This window comes from Acidovorax sp. GW101-3H11, assembly GCF_001633105.1.
Lineage (GTDB): Bacteria > Pseudomonadota > Gammaproteobacteria > Burkholderiales > Burkholderiaceae_C > Acidovorax.
Map to the genome: position 1 here is coordinate 25,258 of NZ_LUKZ01000029.1, position 18,046 is coordinate 43,303.

The following is an 18,046-nucleotide window of genomic DNA, read 5'->3' on the forward strand; positions in this document are numbered from 1 at the left end:
GACTTTTCGTCTTCTACAAGTGTAGAATTGTCGGCATGAACACACCGCATCGTGCCCAACCTCTCGATCAAGTGGCGTACGCGATTGAGATTGTGGGAGGCGCAGCCGCCCTTGCGCGGAGCCTCAATGTCACTACGCAAGCAGTTTGCTTCTGGAGGGATGGCAAGCGCCGACTTCCTGAGTCGCTTGGGGCGCGCATTGAGTCTGCGACTGGAGGGAGGGTTACGCGCCAAAGCCTGTGGCCGGACACCTGGAAGGAGGTCTGGCCGGAGTTGATTCCGGGCACTGATAAACACCCTCCAGCGCTTGACCAGAAAGCGCAGGCTGCTATTAAAAATGAAGTGGTGGAGGCTGCTCATGCGTAGCACCACCCGCCGCCACGCACTGTTGGCCTTGTTGAGCTTGCCGTTCACCCGCGTGAACGCAGAGCCGCAGTTCGTTTTCCTCTCCAGCGAGGTGCAGCCTGCGCTTCCGGCATGGCGCCCGACCGACTCATACCAAGCCTGGCGTTCGTCCAAACGGTTCGTGGTTGGCGGGCAGCTTGCGTCCCGCGAAGAGCTGCGCGCAGGGGCGCAGGCGCTCAAGCGCCGGATCGAGGCTTCGGACGCTGCTCTGTTACCCCAGCTTCCACCAACGTCTGGAGAAGCGAATTGAGCAAGTCGTCTCCCTTGCGGTCGGCGCTCTCCACGCAATCCATCATTTTCAGCAGAAAGACTTCCTGCTGGGCAGGCGGCAGGGTGGCCACCAGTGATTTCACGATGGCGCCCATGGCGTCCACCATGGTGTTGAGTGTTTTCGCGTTTGGTTCGATGTTCATCCCCAGCATTCTCAGCGAGGCCGCCCATGCATGAAGCCTTCACCCTCCAACTGCTTGAAATGGCCGAACGCTGGGCCGAAGCCGCTGGCACCACGCTGCGCCATCGCAAGTTTTTCGCGCCCACCGTGTTCACCGTGACCCGGCGCCCCGAGGAACGGGCGTTGCTGGCGGCGGCTGTCGAGCTGTACGACCTGGTCGGCGCTACGACTGAGGGCGTGATGATCTTGCGCTCCATGGGGCTGGAGCCTGACGCCGGCGCGCTGCTGGAGGGGCATGACCTGGAGGCGCGCTGGAATGAGTGGTGCGCCCAGCGCCTGAGCGGCAAGGATGACGGCTCAGCAGGGCAGGGGTGAGCGGCCATGGATAGCCACAAGCCAATCTTCGACGACGTGCGTGAGGTGGATCGTGCTTTCAGCCGTGTCAGCCTTGGCCCGGTGTTTTTGGACCCTGCGCCTGCTGCAGTTGTTTTATCCGCGCTTCTATTACGCCTGACCACTCCTCCCAGTGCTTCGGTTGCTGGAACTTCGGAGGCATCAGTGCCACTTGGTGATCCACCTCGGCTTCGTACTCCTCCAAAACAGAGGGGAGAGCCGCCAGAGGAACCCGATTCAGTATGGATTTCACCATCGCCCCGAGCGCCAACTGGCGGCTCATCGTCTGCCGAAATGTCTCTTGGAGGTCTGTGATGGCCTTGATGGTCTCTTGCTGGAATTTCTCGGGTTCGTGCATGTCCGCCCCCCTTGGCAGTGGTTGTGTCGAGGCTTCCATCGTATGCCAGGGGTGGGTGGGCACCCATCACGCGGGCGGAGGGCTGCGCCATGTCTGACGACCTTGAAGCCAAGTTCAACGCTTGGAGGGCCTCCAAGCGGTTCGTGATCGGAGCGGCGCCCTGTGTCAGCTGGCCGCAGCCACCGCAGCGCGGTGCATGTCCAGCAGGATGGTTTCTGTCGCTGTCTGGCCCTGCCGCTCTTCGTTCTTCGCCAGCCGTGCCAGGTCGTTGGCAAAGGCTGCTTGCTTGTCTGCTGGCAGTTGTCGCACGGTGGCGAACACCAGGGCGCCGAGGGCGTTGACGATGGCGTTCGCTGTTTCGGCTGTCAGCGGCAGGGTGTTGTCGTTGGCGTTGCTCATGTGTTCCTTCAATGGTTCCTGTTTTCGATTCGCGGGCGTTCGAGGCCCACGGGTCATTTTCCGCCACGTGGCCGCTTGCAGCGGTGGCCGTGCTTCCTCCCTTTGTGTTCCTTCCTCCCTCCTTGGGCGCACGGCTGGCGGGCTTTTTATTCATGGTGATTTCAGTGCATGGCTCCATGCACTGAAGTCTCTTTTTTTTGCCCAAAAAAAGCATTCCGAACGGTTCCGAATGATTCGGAACCGTTCGGAACGTTGCGGGCAGCACAGTCATGAGGTGAGCTGCTGTGAATGATCCTTTGCTATATGAAGATGAGCTGGACGCCGCTAAGGATGCGGTGAAGGCGTTGGGTGGCGCAAAGAAGGTCGGGCCGCTGATCTGGCCTGACAAGGCGCCGGAAACTGCTGCGCGCCATCTGCTCGATTGCTTGAACGGGTCGCGTGCCGAACGTCTGAGCCCTTCGCAGTTGCTGCTGCTGATGCGCCTGGCGCGCGAGGTGGGGTTTCATGGCCTGACGGCGTATCTGCTGCGTGAGGCGGGCTACGCGCCCCCGGTCCCCGTGGAGCCTCAGACAGAGGCGCAGGTGCTGGCCCGTCAGATGGAGGCCATGGTGGGGCAGTTCTCTGCGTTGACCCATCGCCTGGAGCGGTTGACCGGGGCAGGGCGCGGCTGATGGATAACTATCAGCAGGTGCTCTACCAGATGGCGCAGTTTGGCATCGAGCTGCGCGAAGGCCGAGACTTGCCGCTGAAGCTGGACACGCCCAAGAGCGTGACGTGCGGCAAGGGCGGTAAGGACTGGTACAAGCTTTATCTCTTCCGCCGCGACCCTGACAAGGGTGGTGGCACATACGTGACTGGCACGTTTGGCACCTACCGTCACGGCGGGGCCAGTCAGAAGGTGGATGTGGAGTGGGCGCCCCTGTCCCCCGAGGAGCGCGCGCGCCGGGCAGAGGAGCTGCGTGCGCAGCGCGCCCGGGCTGCGGTCGAGCGCAAAGCGGAGATTGCCAACGCGATGGCTGAGGCCATCGATGTGTGGCGCCGGGGCGTAAAGGATGGGCATTCGCCCTATCTGGAGCGCAAGGGTGTGACGGGCGAGGCCTGCCGCTACCTGGCCGAGCCCTTTGTGCTGCGCTGGCCGGGAGATCCTGGGGAAGATGACACGCGGGTGCACTTGCCCGAGGGCACGTTGCTGGTGCCGCTGCTGCGGTACGACTTGCCTCGTGAGGAAGCGCTGCGGGCGTTGCAGTTCATCCGCCCGGATGGGGCGAAGCTATACCAGCGGGGCATGGACAAGCCGGGGTGCTGCTTGCGCCTGGGCGATATCAGCGTGTCCGCCACCCCTTTGCTGTTTGTGGTGGAGGGCTATGCCACGGGTCTGACGGCGCGTGCGGCCATCGATGGCCAGTACCCGGTGTTCGTTGCCCTGGACGCGGGCAACCTGGCGCACGTGGTGCCGCTGTTGCGCAAGCTGTACCCGCACACCCGCATCCTGATCCTGGCCGACGACGATTGGCAAACGCGCGACCCTGTGTCGCACGATCTGACCAACCCTGGCCTCCATGCCGCCCGGGCTGTGGCCCGCAAGGTGGAGGGTTGTGATCTGGTTTGGCCCATCTTCAAGCTGGATACGCGGGACAAGAAGGACACCGACTTCAACGATCTGCAGGCGCGTGAGGGCCTGGATGCCGTGCGCAAGCAGCTGTCTGGCGTCGTCACGATGATGGCGAGGCGCTATGGCTGAAACAACGCCAGGCAGCGGACCACAGGGCGGGGCGGTAGAGCCCGCACCGACTGCAAGCGAAGCATTGCAGGCGCACGTTGCACCCGGCGCGCCAGCGCCGCACGATAGTTCTGTCGTTCGCGTGGACTTTGGCGCGGGCAAGGGGCAGGGCGGTGGTGCTGCGTCATCTGATGCTGAAAGCGGCCCCAGCTCGGCCCCGCCCCCCCTCCCCCAAAGTAGCGCAGCTGCGCGCATGTCGGGGGATGGGGGTGGTGACGCCGGGGAGCCTTCTGAGCCTCCAGCAGATGACGCCGCTGGCGACAAGCCGGTGCAGGGGCGCAAGAAAGAAAAGACCATCGACTGGGGTAAGTTCAATCACCTCGTCGAGCACTTTGTGCTGATCTACGGCACGGACACCGTGTGGGATGGCTCGGAGCGGCTGCAGATGAAGATCGCGAACATGGGCCACGCCCACGGCGCGGACATGGTGCGTATGTGGAAGTCCAGCGAGCGGCGGCGCACGGTGCGGCTGGATGACGTGGTGTTTGACCCCACGATGCAGTGCGACCCGGAAACGACGGTCAACCTGTACGACGGCATGGCCATGGTGCCCAAGGAGGGCAACGTGGACCCCATCCTTGATCTGGTGCGCTACCTGACCAGCCGGGCGGCCGAACACGATGCCGAGTGCGACGAGATCATGCACTGGCTGCTGTGCTGGCTGGCCTACCCGTTGCAGCACCCTGGCGCAAAGCTGCGCACGGCGGTGGTGATGCACGGGGATGAGGGCGCCGGTAAGAACTTCCTGTTCGACATCATGGTGGCGATCTATGGCAAGTATGGCGCCCTGGTCGGCCAGGACGAGCTGGAAGACAAGTTCAACGACTGGCGCAGCTGCAAGATGTTTGTGGTGGGGGATGAGGTGTCCAGCCGCGCTGAGCTGGTGCACAACAAGAACCGGCTGAAGGCGCTCATCACCAGCCCCACCGTGCAGATCAACCCGAAGAACCTGGCGCGTCGGGAAGAGAAGAACCAGATGAACATCGTGTTCCTCTCGAATGAGCTGCAGCCGCTGGCCCTGGACAACTCAGACCGGCGCTACCTGGTGGTGTACACGCCCCGGGCCAAAGACCCGGACTACTACCGCAAGCTGGGCCAGTGGCGGGACAACGGGGGCGCGGAGGCGTTCTATCACTTCCTGCTGACCTACCCCCTCGATGGCTTCCATCCCTACTCGCCCGCCCCCATGACGGCGGCCAAGGAGGCGCTGATCGAGATCAACCGCAAGAGCCCTGAGCAGTTCTGGGCGGAGTGGTCGGGTGGTGAGCTGGACTTGCCCTACCAGGCCTGCGCGGTGGATCAGGCGTATTCGGCATACCTGAAGTGGTGCCAGCGCACTGGCGACCGATACCCGTTCAAGCGCAATCAGTTCACGCCCACCTTAACCCGCTTTGCCGAAGGGCAGAGCAAGCCAGCCCGGATCAAGGCCATGAATGTCGCGCGCCCCGGTGAGGCAAAGAAGACCACGCGAATGCTGCTGGTCTGCGAGCCCGTGTTGCGGGCGCCTGATGCGGGGCCTGACGACTTGCTCATGACGGAAACCGAGTGGGCCACGGGCTCGGTCGTGAGCTTTGACAAGGCTCTCAAGAAGTACATCGGCTACGGGTCGGGCTCCCCCTCCCACGATGGCAGTGAGCCTGATGGAGGTGATGCATGAGCGCCCGCGCAGTTACACGGTTACGCAAGTGCGTAACGGCAAAACCTAGCACTGGCGCGGGGAGTTACGCGATTACGCGGTTACGCGCCTCCCGCACCTGTGCATGTGCGCAGGCATGCAGGCGGGCGCGTGTGTGCGTGCATGCATGTGTGTGCGTGTGCAGCGTAACCGCGTAATCGCGTAACTCGCTAGGCGTGGCGCGGGTTGTGGTGTTACGCGTGCGTGTAAGCGCGTAACTCGGTTTGTTCTTTTGAAGAAAGAAAAGGAAATGAAAGAGCTTGATGTGTTTGAGACCACGGGGGTGGATGTTGGCGCGGATCGTCTGTCGTCCGTGATCGAGGTGGTGGGGTCTCGGCGAGCGACACCGTTCTCGGTCAGTCGATTGGTCGTTGAGTCCACGCCTGGACGCCCGGACCAGCTCGGCCGGGTCTGGGTTGACCCTGTTTGGTCTGAGCCCACCCCCCCTGTAGGTACTCCCGGGGCCGTTCGCCATGGGGGTAATTCGACCCCCGCGCGGGCGCTAGTTGCTGGCGCTGGGAAAAGTCCGGGGTTTGGTCCGGTTTCGGGGGAATAGTCCGGTGGCGGTCCAACTTTTGAGCAAGGCGGCCTACGCGCGGCACCGTGGCTGCGATGAAAAGGCCGTGCGCAAGGCCATCGCCGAAGGGCGCATCAGCACCATCGACGGGAAGATCGACCCCGAGGTTGCGGATATCCAGTGGGCGAAGAACACTCGCGCCCGGGCCGATAGCAAGCGCACGGCAGGGAGCGGAGCCACTGATGCCGGTTCCCCCTTGCTTGAAGGCGAAGGGGCCGCCAGCGGCCCGAATTCCGCGCCCGGTGCGCCTGCCTCGAACGGATATGCCGACTACCGCGCGATGCGCGAAAAGGCCGACGCTGAAATGGCTGTGCGGGCAAACCTGAAAGACGCTGGCCTGCTGGTCGAACGCGCCCAGGTGCAGCGCGGCGCATTCGACGTGGTGCGCGCCTTCCGCGACTCTGTGATGGTCATCGGCCAGCGCGCAGCCCCCCGATGCATCGGACTTGCCGACTCCCGCGAGATCGAGCACGTGATCGTTGATGAAACCCGCAAGGCGCTGGAAGGCTTCGAGGCCCGCATGGCCGCGCTCTTGCCCAACAAGGAGACCACCTGATGAAAACCCCTCAATTCATCCTCGGCCTGGACGATGAGCAGCTGGTCGATGAGTTCGCCTGCGGCGGCGGAATGTCCGAGGCCATTGAGCAGGCCACCGGCCGCCATGTGGATATCGCCGTCAACCATGACGAAGACGCCTGCAGCATGCATGCGGCGAACCACCCCCAGACTGAACACCACTGGAAAGACGTGTTCGAGGTGTGCCCGCGCAAGGCCACGAAGGGGCGGGCCGTGGGCTTGCTGCACCTCTCGCCCGATTGCACCCACCACAGCCAGGCCAGGGGCGGCCAGCCGCGCAGTAAAAAGCTGCGAGGCCTTGCGTGGATCGCGCCTCGCTGGTGCGGCACGAAGCGCCCGCGCATCGTGACGCTTGAGAACGTGAAACAGATCCTGCAGTGGGGGCCGCTCATCGCCAAACGCTGCCCGAAAACCAAGCGCGTTGTGAAGATCGATGGCACCGTGGCCGCTGTGGGTGAACGCGTGCCCGTCCAGGAACAGCACCTGATACCCGACCCCAAGCGCGCGGGCAAGACCTGGCGCGCCTTCGTTCGCTCGCTGGAACGCCTGGGCTACGCTGTCGAGTGGCGCATCCTGTGCGCCGCCGACTACGGCGCCCCCACCACGCGCAGCCGCCTTTTTATGGTCGCGCGTTGCGACGGCGCCCCCATCGTCTGGCCCGAGCCGACCCACTTCAAGAACCCGGCCAAAGGCCAGAAGCGCTGGCGCTCTGCCGCTGAGTGCATCGACTGGAGCATCCCAGGCAAAAGCATCTTCGAGCGCGACAAGCCACTGGCCGACGCCACCCTTCGCCGAGTCGCGCACGGAATGAAGCGGTACGTCCTGGACAGCGCAGATCCGTTCATCGTGCAAATCGCCAACTGGTCGCGTGATGGTGTGACCAGCGCCCGCGATCCACTCTCCACAGTGACTGCCTGGCCGCGCGGCGGTTCGCATGCGGTGGTGGCCCCGGTGATGGTTCAGGCAGGCCACGGCCAAGGCACACCAGACGCACCGCGCTGGAGCTACGGCGCCAAGGATGTGCGCGACCCCGTGGGCACCGTCACCGCCAGCGGTGGCGGCCAGGCGCTGGCAGTGGGCACGCTGGTGCAGATGGGCTATGGCGAACGCGAAGGCCAGGCCCCGCGCGCCCTCGATGCGCGCCAGCCATTGGGCACGGTGGTAGGGGCTGGCAAGTTCGCCGCCGTCACAGCGTTTGTCGAGCAGGCCAACGGCGGCTTCAACGCTACCCTGGCCCGCGATGCGCGCGAGCCGCTGTCCACCAGCACTGCCACAGGCTCACAGCAGCGGCTTGTCACAGCCACCATGGTGGAGCCCACCCTCACGCCCGACCAGGAAGAGGGCGCCTTGCGCTGCGCAGCCTTCCTGATCCGGTACTACGGCCAGGGCGGGCAACTCGGCGACCTGCGCGAGCCCATGTCCACCAGTACCACCAAGGACCGCCTCGCGCTCGTCACGGTGTGGCTGCGCGGCACGCCCTACGTCATCGTAGATATCCAGCTGCGCATGCTCACCCCGCGCGAGCTGTACAGCGCCAACGGCTTCCCCAAGACCTACATCATCGACCGGGGCCACGACGGCCGCCTCTTCAGTAAGTCCACCCAGGTGCGGATGTGCGGCAACGCCGTGCCGCCTCCCTTGGGCAAGGCTGTGATCGAGGCGAACTGGAACAGCAAGGTTCCGATGAGGAAGGCTGCATGAACCTGGCAGACGGCTACGAACTCGTCGTTCGCGCCGCCATGGAGGCCGCGCGCCCCGACCCCGAGCTGCGCGTGGACGAATGGGCCGAGGAGTTCATGATCCTGCCCAAGAGCGGCCCCCAGCCTGGGCCGTTCCGCTTCGACCGCAGCTATCCAGCTCGGCGTGTGCACCAGGTGTTGTCGCCCAGCCACCCATGCAAACGCGTGGTGGCTAAGGTGGCCTCGCAGATGTTCAAGACGCAGACGGCCTTGAACTGGATCGGTGCACTGATGCACCGCAGGCCGCGCAACTTCCTGGCGCTGGAGCCCACCGACACGCTGGTCAAGCGTTTCTCGGCACGGGTCAGCACGATGATCCGCAACGTGCCCGAGGTCCGCGAGCGTGCTGCAGCGGCCAAGAGCCGTGACAGCCGCAACACTGTGCAGGCCAAGGACTTCCTCGGCGATGCCACCCTGTACATGAACACCGCAGGCTCGGCCGCTAACCTTGCAGAGGTCTCCGCGCCATACGTCTATGTGGATGAGATCGACCGGCTGGAGCTAAACGTTGATGACGAAGGCGACCCGGTGGAGCTGGCTGAGGCCCGCGCCACGCAGTACGCCAATGACTGCAAGTTTTTCTACACCAGCAGCCCCAGCGTGGAGGGCTTCAGCAAGATCGATGACCTGTTCAACATGGGCACCAAGGAGGAATATCACGTTCCCTGCCCAGACTGCGGGCACCTCCACCCCCTGGTGCTCGACAACTTCCGCTTCGAGCGAGATCCAGACACCGGCTACATGGACCGGGCGTGGTTTGTGTGCCCTGCGTGCTTCTTCGAGATCGACGAGCACTACAAGACCACGATGCTGCCTGATATCGGCGCGGGAGGAGAAGCGCGCTGGGTGGCTACGTCCACTGGTGACGGTGAAACAATCAGCTTCACCCTTTCGGCGTTTTACATGCCCATCGGGGCCATCACCTGGCTGTCGCTGGCTCGTCAATACGCACGGGCCAAAGACCGCCTCGCGCGCGGCGATCACGAAGGCATGCAGGTGTTCTACAACACCCGCCTGGGCCTGAGCTACCGCAACTCCGAGGCCAACACCACCGCCAAGCAACTGCAGGACCGGGCAGAAGCCAACCCGCCCCGCGTCATTCCTGACCAGGCCCTGGTGGTCACCATGTCCACCGATACCCAAGACACCCGGCTGGAAGTCCAGCTCGAAGCCTGGGGGCCTGGCATGGAGCACTGGGTTCTCGACTACATCGTGCTGCCCGGCCTGCCGTCCGACTCGCCCGAAGACCCCAAGAGCGTTTGGGCGCGGCTGGATGAAATCCGCCGCACCCCTTTGCTGCATGCCAGCGGGCGCGCCATCATGATCAGCGCCGACAGCATCGACGCGGCAGGTCACCACACGCAGGATGTGTACAACTACGGCGCGGCCCGCGCGCACCTGGGCTGCACCGTGCTGGGTGGCTCGCCTCGGCCCAACCGGCCCATCATCAGCAACTCGCCCAGCAAAGTGGATATCGACTGGGGCGGCACCAAGCGCCCTGGCGGTGTAGAGCGCTGGATGGTGGGCACCGACGTTGCCAAGGACTACCTTTTCAACCGCTTCCACCTGCTCGAAGGGCCGGGAGCCATGCACTTCCACGACAAGCTACCCGCAGAGTGGTTTGAAGGCCTGGTGGTGGAGCAGCCGCGCACCCGGTACGTCAAGGGGCGTGCTGTGCGGGAGTGGATCAAGCCCAACGGCGCGCGCAATGAGCCGCTTGACCTATCCGTCTACAACCTCGCTACGGCCTACCGCCTGGGCCTGCACAAGTGGTCCGCGCTCGACTGGCAGCGGCTGCGCGACAAGCTCATCCCGCCCACTGGTGACCTGTTCGCGCCATCTGTCGCGCCAGCACCGCCGCCGCCAGCGCCCGTCGTGACCGTCGCCGCCACCGTACAGACGTCTGTACGGTCCCCGGATGTGCCCCAGCAACCGACTCACGCACCGGCCTCCAGCCCTGCGCCAGCACCCACACCCACCATCAACCACGCCCCACCAGCGGGCCGCCGCATTCTTTCAAGGGGGATTTCATGACCGAAAACAACCACTACGACACCGAAGCCATGCGCCTGGCCGCCCCCGCGCCGCTGCAACACGGCCCCGAGGCACCGCCAGAGCTGAGCGAGGAACAGCGCGACCTCGATGACCTGTGCGAGCGCTGGGTCAACTGGAAGGCATCGCGCCGCCTGTTCGGGCCACCGCCCACCATGGGCAGCGTGCTCGGCCAGCTCAGCGGCACCCGCACTCGCCCACTCAAGCAGGGCGGGCCAGACGCAATCTGCAGTGCGGAGCTTGCGGCATTGCATGTGGCCTACACCTGCCAGCCCGATGCACTCGACAAGCGCGTGTTCGACCTGTACTACATCCACCGGGTGGCCCCCATCAAGGCGGCGGCCTCAGCGCTGGGCATTGGGCGCCAGCACTTCTACGCCGTGCTGGGAGACTTCCGCAAGCGCATTCACATGGCATCGAAGCACATCCTGGCGGAAGAAGAGGGGCGCCTGTCCAACATGCAGCACGCGCGGGCGGCGCGTAGCGCATTGGAGGAATGATCGTCAAGCGCTTTTTTGTCGCCTGTGGAGGCGACACTTTAGCGCTCGACTGCACCCGACAAAATGGCCCAAAATTCACCCTAAATCAGGTAAGTCTCAAAAGTCCGTAAACACTTTTGGAGGCCGTCATGTAAGCCTCAACCTACCGCCCCAACACCCCACCGCAGCAAGCGCAAGTGGTATCGCCCCCGGTCTCCGCAAGGAGCCGGGGGTTTTGTTTTGGAGTTTCAAAAGCCCATGTTGACCATCCGCCGCAGCGGCCCCACGCTCACCGAAATGGCCGCCCAGGTGCGCAGCGTGCCCGGTCGCATGGTGCCCTACGCAGCCGCCACGGCGCTCACGCGCTGCGCCCAGTACGCGCAGCGCACCGAGCTGCCCGCCGAGATGCGCCGGGTGTTCTCCAGTCCTGTGGCCTACACCCTCAACTCGCTGCGCATTGAGCCTGCGACCAAAGACACATTGAGTGCCCGGGTGATGGTCAAGGACACAGGCACCGGCAGTGGTGTGGCGCAAGAAAAGTTCCTGCAGCCCGAAGTTGAAGGCGGCGTACGCGGTCACAAGCGCATGGAAAACGCCATGCGCTACTTGGGTGTGATGGGTGCAGCGCAATACGCCATGCCCGGCGCTGGGCTTTCGCTCGATGCCAACGGCAATGTCAAGGGCGCCGAGGTTCGCACCATCCTCAGCGCACTCAAGAACATCCGTGGCGGCGTCGGCGCCAAGGGCCAGAAGGCAGGGCGTGGCCGCAAGCTCGCCAACGACATGTTCGTCGGCAAGCCCAACGGCGGCAACCGTCCTGACGGCATCTGGCGCCGTGAGGGCCAGCGCATCCGCGCCCTGTTCATCTTCACCACAGATGCCCCCGACTACAGCCGCCGCCTCGACTTCTCGGGCGTGGTGCAACGCGTGGCGCTGGAGCGCTTCCGTCCCGAGTTTGAAAAGGCTGTGGCAGCAATGCAGTCGCGTGGAGGTGCCTGGGCATGAGCGCACTCACCATCGAACAGTGGCGCGAGCGCCTGGCGGGCTACATCGCCTCCGAGAAGCGCATCCTGGGTTCGCAGGAATACACCGTGGGGCAGGGCGGCACAGCCCGCCGCAACCGCCGCGCCGACCTGGAGGCAGTGCAGGCTGGCATTCGTGAATGCAAAGACGAAATCGCCAAGCTCGAAACGGCTTCCGCCCCACAAACCCGGCGCGTGTTCCGCCTGCGCCCCTTCTAAGCCATGAAAGCCAACCCCATTGACCGCGCCATCGCAGCGGTAGCGCCAGCCTGGGCGGTCAAACGCGTGCAGGCCCGCGTGCAGCTCGCAGCGGTAACGGCATTGCCAGACCCCACCGTTGTGCAAGCATCCGACGACAGCACGGGCGGTAATTCCCCCGGCTTTGTGCGCCGCTTCTGGAACGCGGTGGCCCGCGATGCCCGCAGTGACACCCTGCGCAAGCTGCCCACCCAGCGCGCCCAGTCGCGCGAACTGGCCCGCACATCGCCCATTGCGGCTGGTGCCATTAACACCAACATCGACCGCGTGGTGGGCACCGGCCTGGCGCTGAGCAGCCAGCCCGCGCTGCAGGTGCTGGGCTGGACGCCCGAGCAGGCCATCGAGTGGAAGGCACTGGTGCAGCGCGAGTTCAGTCTCTGGGCCGACAGCACCGACTGCGATATCGAGCAGCAGCTCAACTTCTACCAGCTCCAGGCCCTGGTGCTGCGCTCCACGCTGGAGAGCGGTGATTGCTTCACCCTGCTGCCCGATGGCGACCGCACCGCCACCCAGCCCTATGCCCTGCGCTTGCAAGTGCTGGAGGCCGATCGCGTGGGCAATCCGCTCGGGCAGATGGACACGGCCACCTTGGCGGGCGGCGTCAAGCTCACGCCCAGCGGCGCCCCGCTGGAATACCACCTTTACAACCAGCATCCCGGCAGCTACCTGCCAGTAGCTGGCAGCAGCATCTTTGCGGGTCAGTGGGTGGCACGCCTGGGCCGCAGCGGGCGCCGCCGCATCCTCCACCACTTCCGCAAGCTGCGCCCCGGCATGCCGCGTGGTGTGCCCTACCTGGCTCCCATCATCGACTGCATCAAGCAGATCTCGCGCTACACCGACGCCGAGATCATGGCCGCAGTCATCACGGCCTATCTCACCGTCTTCATCGAAACACCCACGGGCAATGCCGCCCCGGTGTTCGACGGCCAGGCCGCTGTGTCGCAACAGCAGGACGTTGGCCTTGGCATGGGCAGCGTGGTGGGCCTTGCACCGGGCGAGAAGGCCACCATGGTCAACCCCGGCCGCCCCAACCCCAACTTTGGCCCCTTCATCGACTCGGTGATCAAGCAGATGGGCATTGCCTTGGGCCTGCCTTACGAGCTTCTGGTCAAGCAGTTCAACGCCAGCTACAGCGCCAGCAAGGCAGCGTTGCTGGATGCCTGGGTTTACTTCCGTGGCGTGCGCTACTGGCTCTCGCAGAGCTTCTGCCAACCCGTGTTTGAAACCTGGATGGCCGAGGCCGTGGCCATCGGCCGCGTGCCAGCCCTGGGCTTCTTCAACGACCCCATCCTGCGCTGGGCCTACACCCGCGCCGCGTGGCCTGGCGACAGCATGGGCAGCATCAACCCCAAGGACGAAGTAGCCGCCTACGTGGCCGCCATCGAGGCCCGCTTGATGACCCGCGAGCGTGCCGAGTGGGAGCTGTTCGGCAGCGACTGGAACGACACCTATGTGCAAAAGCTGATGGAGCACGAACGCCTGAACAAGGACGGCATGGCTCCAACGCCAAAGGCCGGGGCTGCAGCACCCCAGCCCACGCCCAAGCCAGAAGGCAAGCCCGCGCCTGACGCACCACCCACCAACGAAGACGACGCCCAATGAGCAGCAGCGATTTCACTCCCCTGGTCGAAACCCACCACCGCCGCCGCGTGGCCTTCGACCCCACCATCAACCTCGGCCACGTGCTGACCTTCGTCGGCTTTCTCATCACAGGCTTCTCGGCCTACAGCGCACTCGACAAGCGCGTGACGCTCATCGAATCGCAGTCTGCAACGGTGGTCGAGCGCACGCGCGAGCAGGACGTGCGCCTCAAAGACACCCTGGCCGAGATCAAGGGCGACGTAAAAGAGCTGCAGCGCTCGGTGAACGACGTCAGCCGCAACCTCAGCAGCACGCCCACGGCGCCTGCACGGAAGTAGCACCATGACTTTGCGAGACCTCATCCTCGGTGCCTGGGCCATCGAGCCCGACATGCTGCGCGAGCTGCAGGGCATTTATGCCACCCACCTGCGCGGCGACAAGATCGACATTGACGCCATCGAAGCCCGCATGGGTCGCCCGCTGGTGCATGAGCAGCAAGACTACAGCCTGGAGCCGGGTGGTGTGGCCCTGCTGCGCCTGTCGGGCGTCATGTCGCCAAAGGCCAATCTGTTCATGCGCGTCAGTGGCGGCATCAGCACTCAACTTGCCAGCCAACAGCTTGAAAGCGCTGCCGCAGATCCCCGCGTGCGGGGCATCGTGGTGGCACTCGACACACCGGGCGGCAACGTCATTGGCGTGCCCGAGCTTGGCGATACCGTGCGCTACGCCGCAGGGGTCAAGCCTCTGGTGGTGCATGTTGATAACCAGATGCACAGCGCGGGCTACTGGGTCGGTAGTGCAGCTAATGCCATCTACATCAGCGGCCCGGTGGTCACCGTTGGCAACATCGGCGTGGTGGTGGACCGGGAGTATGACCCGCAAGCCCGTACGCGCACCGAGAGCATCACGGCAGGCAAATACAAGCGCCTGACCAACGCATCCGAGCCGCTGTCTGCCGAAGCCCGCGCCGTAGTGCAGGCCGACGTGGACTATGTGTACACGCTGTTTGTCGATGCCGTCGCCGCCAACCGTGGCGTCACGGCAGATCAAGTCCTGGAACACATGGCTGATGGCCGTGTGTTTCGCGGTCAGAAGGCGCTTGACGCCGGGCTCGTGGACGGTGTTTCCACGCTCGACGACTTGCTGCAAGCCATGGCCGCAGACCCCGCCCAGTTTGCAACGCGCCGCAAGGCCGTGTTCAAAGCTGAGGCGGCCCTTCCGTCCCCAAGCGCCGGTGCTGCGCCCAAAGACACAACCTCAACCCGTGAAAAGGAACCCACCATGCCCGGTGAAAACCAAGCTCCCATCACGCGTGCGTCTTTCGAGCAGGACCACGCCCCACTGTTCGCCCAACTGCGCGGCGAATTCACCACCCTCGGCGCCACGCAAGAGCGCGAGCGCATCCAGACCGTCTTGGCCGTAGGTGACAACCTGCCCGGCCACGAGAAGCTGCTCAACACCCTTGCTTTCGACGGCAAGACCACGGCACCCGAAGCGTCCATGGCCGTTCTGAAGGCCGAAGGCGACCAGCGTGCCGCAGCTATCAAGGCTCACGCGGACGATGCCCCGCCAGCAGCCACGGGCAGCGCAGCGCCCTCCGACACGGTCACCAAGACCAAGGCCGAGCAAGCGCAAGAAGCCAAGACCTACGCCAAAGAAAAAGGCGTGGACTTTGTCACGGCCCTCAAGGAACTCGGCTTCGCGTCGTAACGCGCAGTCACTCCCAAACCCCTCAACTCTTGGAGAACGCAATGTCTTCTGGAAACTTTTCCCTGCTCACACAGACCGTAGCGGCGGCTGGCGCATTGGCGGCGTGCCGCTTCATCACCCAAGCCGGGGCCTATCCCGCCGCTGGCGCTGCCGCATTCGGCGTCACGCGGACCAGCGCAGCGGCAGCTGGTGACCTGGTGCCCACCGATGTACTGGGCACTTCCATCGCGGAGACCGGAGCCGCAATCACAAAGGACACGCCGTTGATGGTGGACGCCACCGGCCGCGTGGTTCCCCTCACCGTGGGCAGCAAGTCGCCGGTTGCCAAGTCGATGGAGGCTGCTGCAGGTGCTGGCGTCTTCATCGAAGTGCTGCTGGTGCCCAGCGCAGGCCTCGTGACGCCAGCCTCCTGATCGCAGAGCGACCAGGCCACCTTTCACAACTCCACAGGAGAAATCCATGAACCAACAAAACCTCTCCCAGACCCGGGTGATCGATCCGATCCTCACCGAAGTAGCGCGCGGCTACGGCGCTCCCAACGCGCGCATTGCCAACATTCTGTTTCCCATCGTTTCGGTGGGTGCCCGCGCTGGCACGATTCTCTCGTTTGGACCTGACAGCTTCCGTCTGGTCAACACGGCCCGCGCGCCTGGGGCAAACACCAAGCGCATCAAGCTCGGTTACGACTCGGGGAAGTATGCGCTGGTGGACCACCGCCTGGAAGGCGAAGTGCCCATTGAGCACGAAGAAGAGGCCGATGCAGTCCCCGGCATTGACCTGGGCAGCATGGCAGTAAACACTGTCCAGGACGTGATGGGCAACGAGCGCGAAAAGCTCGCTGCCGACCTGGCGCTGAACCCTGCGAACTACGCGCCCTCCAACAAGACCTCCCTCTCTGGCACCAGCAAGTGGAGCGACCCCGCCAGCGATCCAATCTCGGACATCAACGATGCCAAGGAAGTGGTTCGCAGCAAGATCGGCAAGAAGCCCAATGTTCTGGAAGTCGGTCCACGGGTGCTGATTGCGCTGCGGAACCATCCCAAGATCCTTGACCGCATCAGCACCACGGTCGATCGCGTCCCTGCGACGATTGAGCAACTCCAGCGCCTGCTGGAGATTCAAACAATCGTGGAAGGCGAAGCCACCTATCACGACGGCACGGAGTTCAAGGATATGTGGGGCCTTGATGCCTTGCTGGCCTACACAACCCCCGCCAGCATGCAGCGTCGTGGTTCGCCAAACTTTGGCTACACCTACCAGCTGAAGGACCGCCCGATTGTCGAAGAGCCCTACTTCGAGAAGAACCCGCAGACCTGGTACTACCCCGTCTCGGACGCGTACCAGCCAGTCCTGGTGGGCGCAACTGCTGGCTTCCTGTTCACTGGAGCTGCCGCTCCGGCTGCGTGATCATGGCCCGATACACCGCACTCACCCCCATCAAACACGATGGGAAGAAGTACGCTGTCGGCGCCTCCATCGACCTGACCAGGGCCGAGGCCGAGGCGCTGCCCGATGGGACCGTGGAGCAGCCGCGTGCCGACGACTCCGCCGCTCGCAAGGCGGCCGAGAAGGCGGAAGCCGAGCGCAAGCGCCGCGCCGATGCCGAGGCCGCGCAGAAGGCCGAAGCCGAGCGCCTGGCTGCTGAGCAGGCCGAAGCCGCCCGCTTGGCCCAGGAAGAAGCCGATGCCGCCGAGAAGGCCGAAGCTGAACGCCTGGCTGCTGAGCAGGCAGAGGCCGCCCGCCTGGCCGCCGAGAAGGCGGCAGCAGGCAACGGCGGCGCGCAGGGCTGACCACTGCCATGCTCGACCTCGAAGAAGACATGGCCGCCGTGTTCTACGGTCCCGACTTCGCCACCACCTTCACGCGCCAGCGGCCCCTGGTCGCTGACGTGGATGTGGTGCTGATCTTTGGGGTGGTCGATGAAGAGGCCCTGGATGGCCGCGCCATGGCCGCCACGCGCAAGGTGCAGATGCCTGCCACGCAGGACGTCCGCGCCGATGACGTGCTGGTGGCCAAGGAGGCCATCCCACTACTCGGCATCGCCGTAGGCGCCCGGTTCCGCGTGCTGGACAACCCCCAGCGCGTGAACGACGGTGCGGAGATGGAGGCGCTGCTTGGCAGCGTGTCGGCATGAGCACCCTCACGCCCGACAAGCTGCCGCAGGGCGCCCCCTTCGCCATCGGCGCCGCCATCGTTGCAGCGTTGCGTGCTGAACCCGCCCTGACCGGCGCCACGGTGCTGGACAACCCCAAGCGCGCCAGCGACCTGCATACCGGTGATCGCATCGTTTTTTTCGAGGACCAGGCAGACGATCCCATTGCCCAGCCCGGACAGTCGCAAAAGCGCACCTACGGCTTCACGGTGGGGGTCATCAACCGCACCCAGACTGACAGGCTTGGCGCCCACACCGACTATCGCGCGGCCAAGCGAGCTATTCGCAACTGCATGCCAGAGATCATCAAGCTGGTGCAGATCGAGGGCCGTGGCCTCGTAGAGGGTGCTGTGCGCTACCGCCTTGAAAACATCGACGTGGGAGGCGGGCTGGTGCTCGGCCTGTTCACGCTCGATTACCGCGATCCGGGCTGACCAGCCCGAGTCGAATCAACCCATCCGAAGCCCGCCACTGTGCGGGCTTCTTCGTTTTGAAGGAAA

22 protein-coding genes are annotated in these 18,046 nt (G+C 64.5%); 19 read left to right on the forward strand and 3 right to left on the reverse strand.

Features of this window, described 5'->3' with window-relative positions; translation table 11 throughout:
* Positions 1 to 35: 35 nt before the first annotated feature.
* On the forward strand, positions 36 to 365 hold the full coding sequence (locus A1D30_RS24950; protein ID WP_082836555.1) for a YdaS family helix-turn-helix protein: 330 nt from the start codon (positions 36 to 38) through the stop codon (positions 363 to 365).
* A gap of 215 nt (positions 366 to 580) precedes the next feature.
* On the opposite strand, the gene A1D30_RS20500 is transcribed toward A1D30_RS24950, so the two are convergent.
* Positions 581 to 817, reverse strand: a complete 237-nt coding sequence (locus A1D30_RS20500; protein ID WP_131798505.1) for a hypothetical protein — start codon at positions 815 to 817, stop codon at positions 581 to 583.
* A gap of 26 nt (positions 818 to 843) precedes the next feature.
* On the opposite strand from A1D30_RS20500, the gene A1D30_RS20505 reads away from it, so the two are divergent.
* A complete protein-coding gene (locus A1D30_RS20505) occupies positions 844 to 1,170 on the forward strand; it encodes a hypothetical protein (protein WP_063462582.1) in 327 nt (108 codons plus the stop codon).
* Positions 1,171 to 1,237: 67 nt separating this feature from the next.
* Here A1D30_RS20505 and A1D30_RS20510 read toward each other — a convergent pair whose 3' ends face one another.
* Positions 1,238 to 1,546 carry a hypothetical protein gene (locus tag A1D30_RS20510; protein WP_063462583.1) on the reverse strand — a complete coding sequence of 103 codons (309 nt, stop codon included), beginning with the start codon at positions 1,544 to 1,546 and terminating at the stop codon, positions 1,238 to 1,240.
* Positions 1,547 to 1,711: 165 nt separating this feature from the next.
* Positions 1,712 to 1,945: a hypothetical protein gene (locus A1D30_RS20515; protein WP_063462584.1), complete on the reverse strand. Its 234-nt coding sequence runs from the start codon at positions 1,943 to 1,945 to the stop codon at positions 1,712 to 1,714.
* A gap of 284 nt (positions 1,946 to 2,229) precedes the next feature.
* Here A1D30_RS20515 and A1D30_RS20520 point away from each other — a divergent pair, with 284 nt between their 5' ends.
* The 17 genes from A1D30_RS20520 to A1D30_RS20600 all read left to right on the forward strand — a co-directional run bounded on the left by A1D30_RS20520 (position 2,230) and on the right by A1D30_RS20600 (position 17,980).
* A complete protein-coding gene (locus A1D30_RS20520) occupies positions 2,230 to 2,616 on the forward strand; it encodes a hypothetical protein (RefSeq protein ID WP_063462585.1) in 387 nt (128 codons plus the stop codon).
* Positions 2,616 to 3,686 carry a toprim domain-containing protein gene (locus tag A1D30_RS20525; RefSeq protein ID WP_063462586.1) on the forward strand — a complete coding sequence of 357 codons (1,071 nt, stop codon included), beginning with the start codon at positions 2,616 to 2,618 and terminating at the stop codon, positions 3,684 to 3,686. Before A1D30_RS20520 ends, A1D30_RS20525 begins: the two co-directional genes overlap by 1 nt.
* A gap of 232 nt (positions 3,687 to 3,918) precedes the next feature.
* Positions 3,919 to 5,382, forward strand: coding sequence for a DUF5906 domain-containing protein (locus A1D30_RS20530; RefSeq protein ID WP_199866023.1), 1,464 nt, complete (start codon positions 3,919 to 3,921; stop codon positions 5,380 to 5,382).
* A 641-nt stretch (positions 5,383 to 6,023) separates the two neighbouring features.
* Entirely contained in the window at positions 6,024 to 6,533 is a 510-nt protein-coding gene (locus A1D30_RS20535; RefSeq protein WP_131798506.1) for a hypothetical protein, read from the forward strand.
* Positions 6,533 to 8,254, forward strand: a complete 1,722-nt coding sequence (locus A1D30_RS20540) for a DNA cytosine methyltransferase (protein ID WP_063462589.1) — start codon at positions 6,533 to 6,535, stop codon at positions 8,252 to 8,254. Before A1D30_RS20535 ends, A1D30_RS20540 begins: the two co-directional genes overlap by 1 nt.
* The gene (locus tag A1D30_RS20545) at positions 8,251 to 10,326 is read left to right on the forward strand and encodes a terminase gpA endonuclease subunit (RefSeq protein ID WP_063462590.1); all 2,076 of its coding nucleotides are present in this window, start codon (positions 8,251 to 8,253) and stop codon (positions 10,324 to 10,326) included. Before A1D30_RS20540 ends, A1D30_RS20545 begins: the two co-directional genes overlap by 4 nt.
* Positions 10,323 to 10,844 (forward strand): hypothetical protein, encoded by a 522-nt coding sequence (locus A1D30_RS20550; protein WP_063462591.1) that lies wholly within the window; start codon positions 10,323 to 10,325, stop codon positions 10,842 to 10,844. Before A1D30_RS20545 ends, A1D30_RS20550 begins: the two co-directional genes overlap by 4 nt.
* Before the next feature lie 237 nt (positions 10,845 to 11,081).
* Complete coding sequence (locus A1D30_RS20555) at positions 11,082 to 11,828, forward strand: hypothetical protein (protein WP_131798507.1); 747 nt, start codon at positions 11,082 to 11,084, stop codon at positions 11,826 to 11,828.
* Positions 11,825 to 12,064, forward strand: coding sequence for a hypothetical protein (locus A1D30_RS20560; protein ID WP_063462593.1), 240 nt, complete (start codon positions 11,825 to 11,827; stop codon positions 12,062 to 12,064). The genes A1D30_RS20555 and A1D30_RS20560 overlap by 4 nt, the downstream gene beginning before the upstream one ends.
* Positions 12,065 to 12,067: 3 nt before the next feature.
* Entirely contained in the window at positions 12,068 to 13,705 is a 1,638-nt protein-coding gene (locus tag A1D30_RS20565) for a phage portal protein (RefSeq protein ID WP_082836556.1), read from the forward strand.
* Complete coding sequence (locus tag A1D30_RS20570; RefSeq protein ID WP_063462594.1) at positions 13,702 to 14,022, forward strand: hypothetical protein; 321 nt, start codon at positions 13,702 to 13,704, stop codon at positions 14,020 to 14,022. The genes A1D30_RS20565 and A1D30_RS20570 overlap by 4 nt, the downstream gene beginning before the upstream one ends.
* Before the next feature lie 4 nt (positions 14,023 to 14,026).
* Positions 14,027 to 15,394, forward strand: a complete 1,368-nt coding sequence (locus tag A1D30_RS20575; protein WP_063462595.1) for a S49 family peptidase — start codon at positions 14,027 to 14,029, stop codon at positions 15,392 to 15,394.
* A 41-nt stretch (positions 15,395 to 15,435) separates the two neighbouring features.
* Complete coding sequence (locus A1D30_RS20580; RefSeq protein ID WP_063462596.1) at positions 15,436 to 15,807, forward strand: DUF2190 family protein; 372 nt, start codon at positions 15,436 to 15,438, stop codon at positions 15,805 to 15,807.
* A 46-nt stretch (positions 15,808 to 15,853) separates the two neighbouring features.
* Positions 15,854 to 16,801: a hypothetical protein gene (locus tag A1D30_RS20585; protein ID WP_063462597.1), complete on the forward strand. Its 948-nt coding sequence runs from the start codon at positions 15,854 to 15,856 to the stop codon at positions 16,799 to 16,801.
* A gap of 2 nt (positions 16,802 to 16,803) precedes the next feature.
* Positions 16,804 to 17,184 (forward strand): hypothetical protein, encoded by a 381-nt coding sequence (locus A1D30_RS26100; RefSeq protein WP_063462598.1) that lies wholly within the window; start codon positions 16,804 to 16,806, stop codon positions 17,182 to 17,184.
* An 8-nt stretch (positions 17,185 to 17,192) separates the two neighbouring features.
* Positions 17,193 to 17,528, forward strand: coding sequence for a hypothetical protein (locus A1D30_RS20595; protein ID WP_063462599.1), 336 nt, complete (start codon positions 17,193 to 17,195; stop codon positions 17,526 to 17,528).
* Positions 17,525 to 17,980 carry a hypothetical protein gene (locus A1D30_RS20600; RefSeq protein ID WP_063462600.1) on the forward strand — a complete coding sequence of 152 codons (456 nt, stop codon included), beginning with the start codon at positions 17,525 to 17,527 and terminating at the stop codon, positions 17,978 to 17,980. Before A1D30_RS20595 ends, A1D30_RS20600 begins: the two co-directional genes overlap by 4 nt.
* Positions 17,981 to 18,046 lie beyond the last annotated feature (66 nt).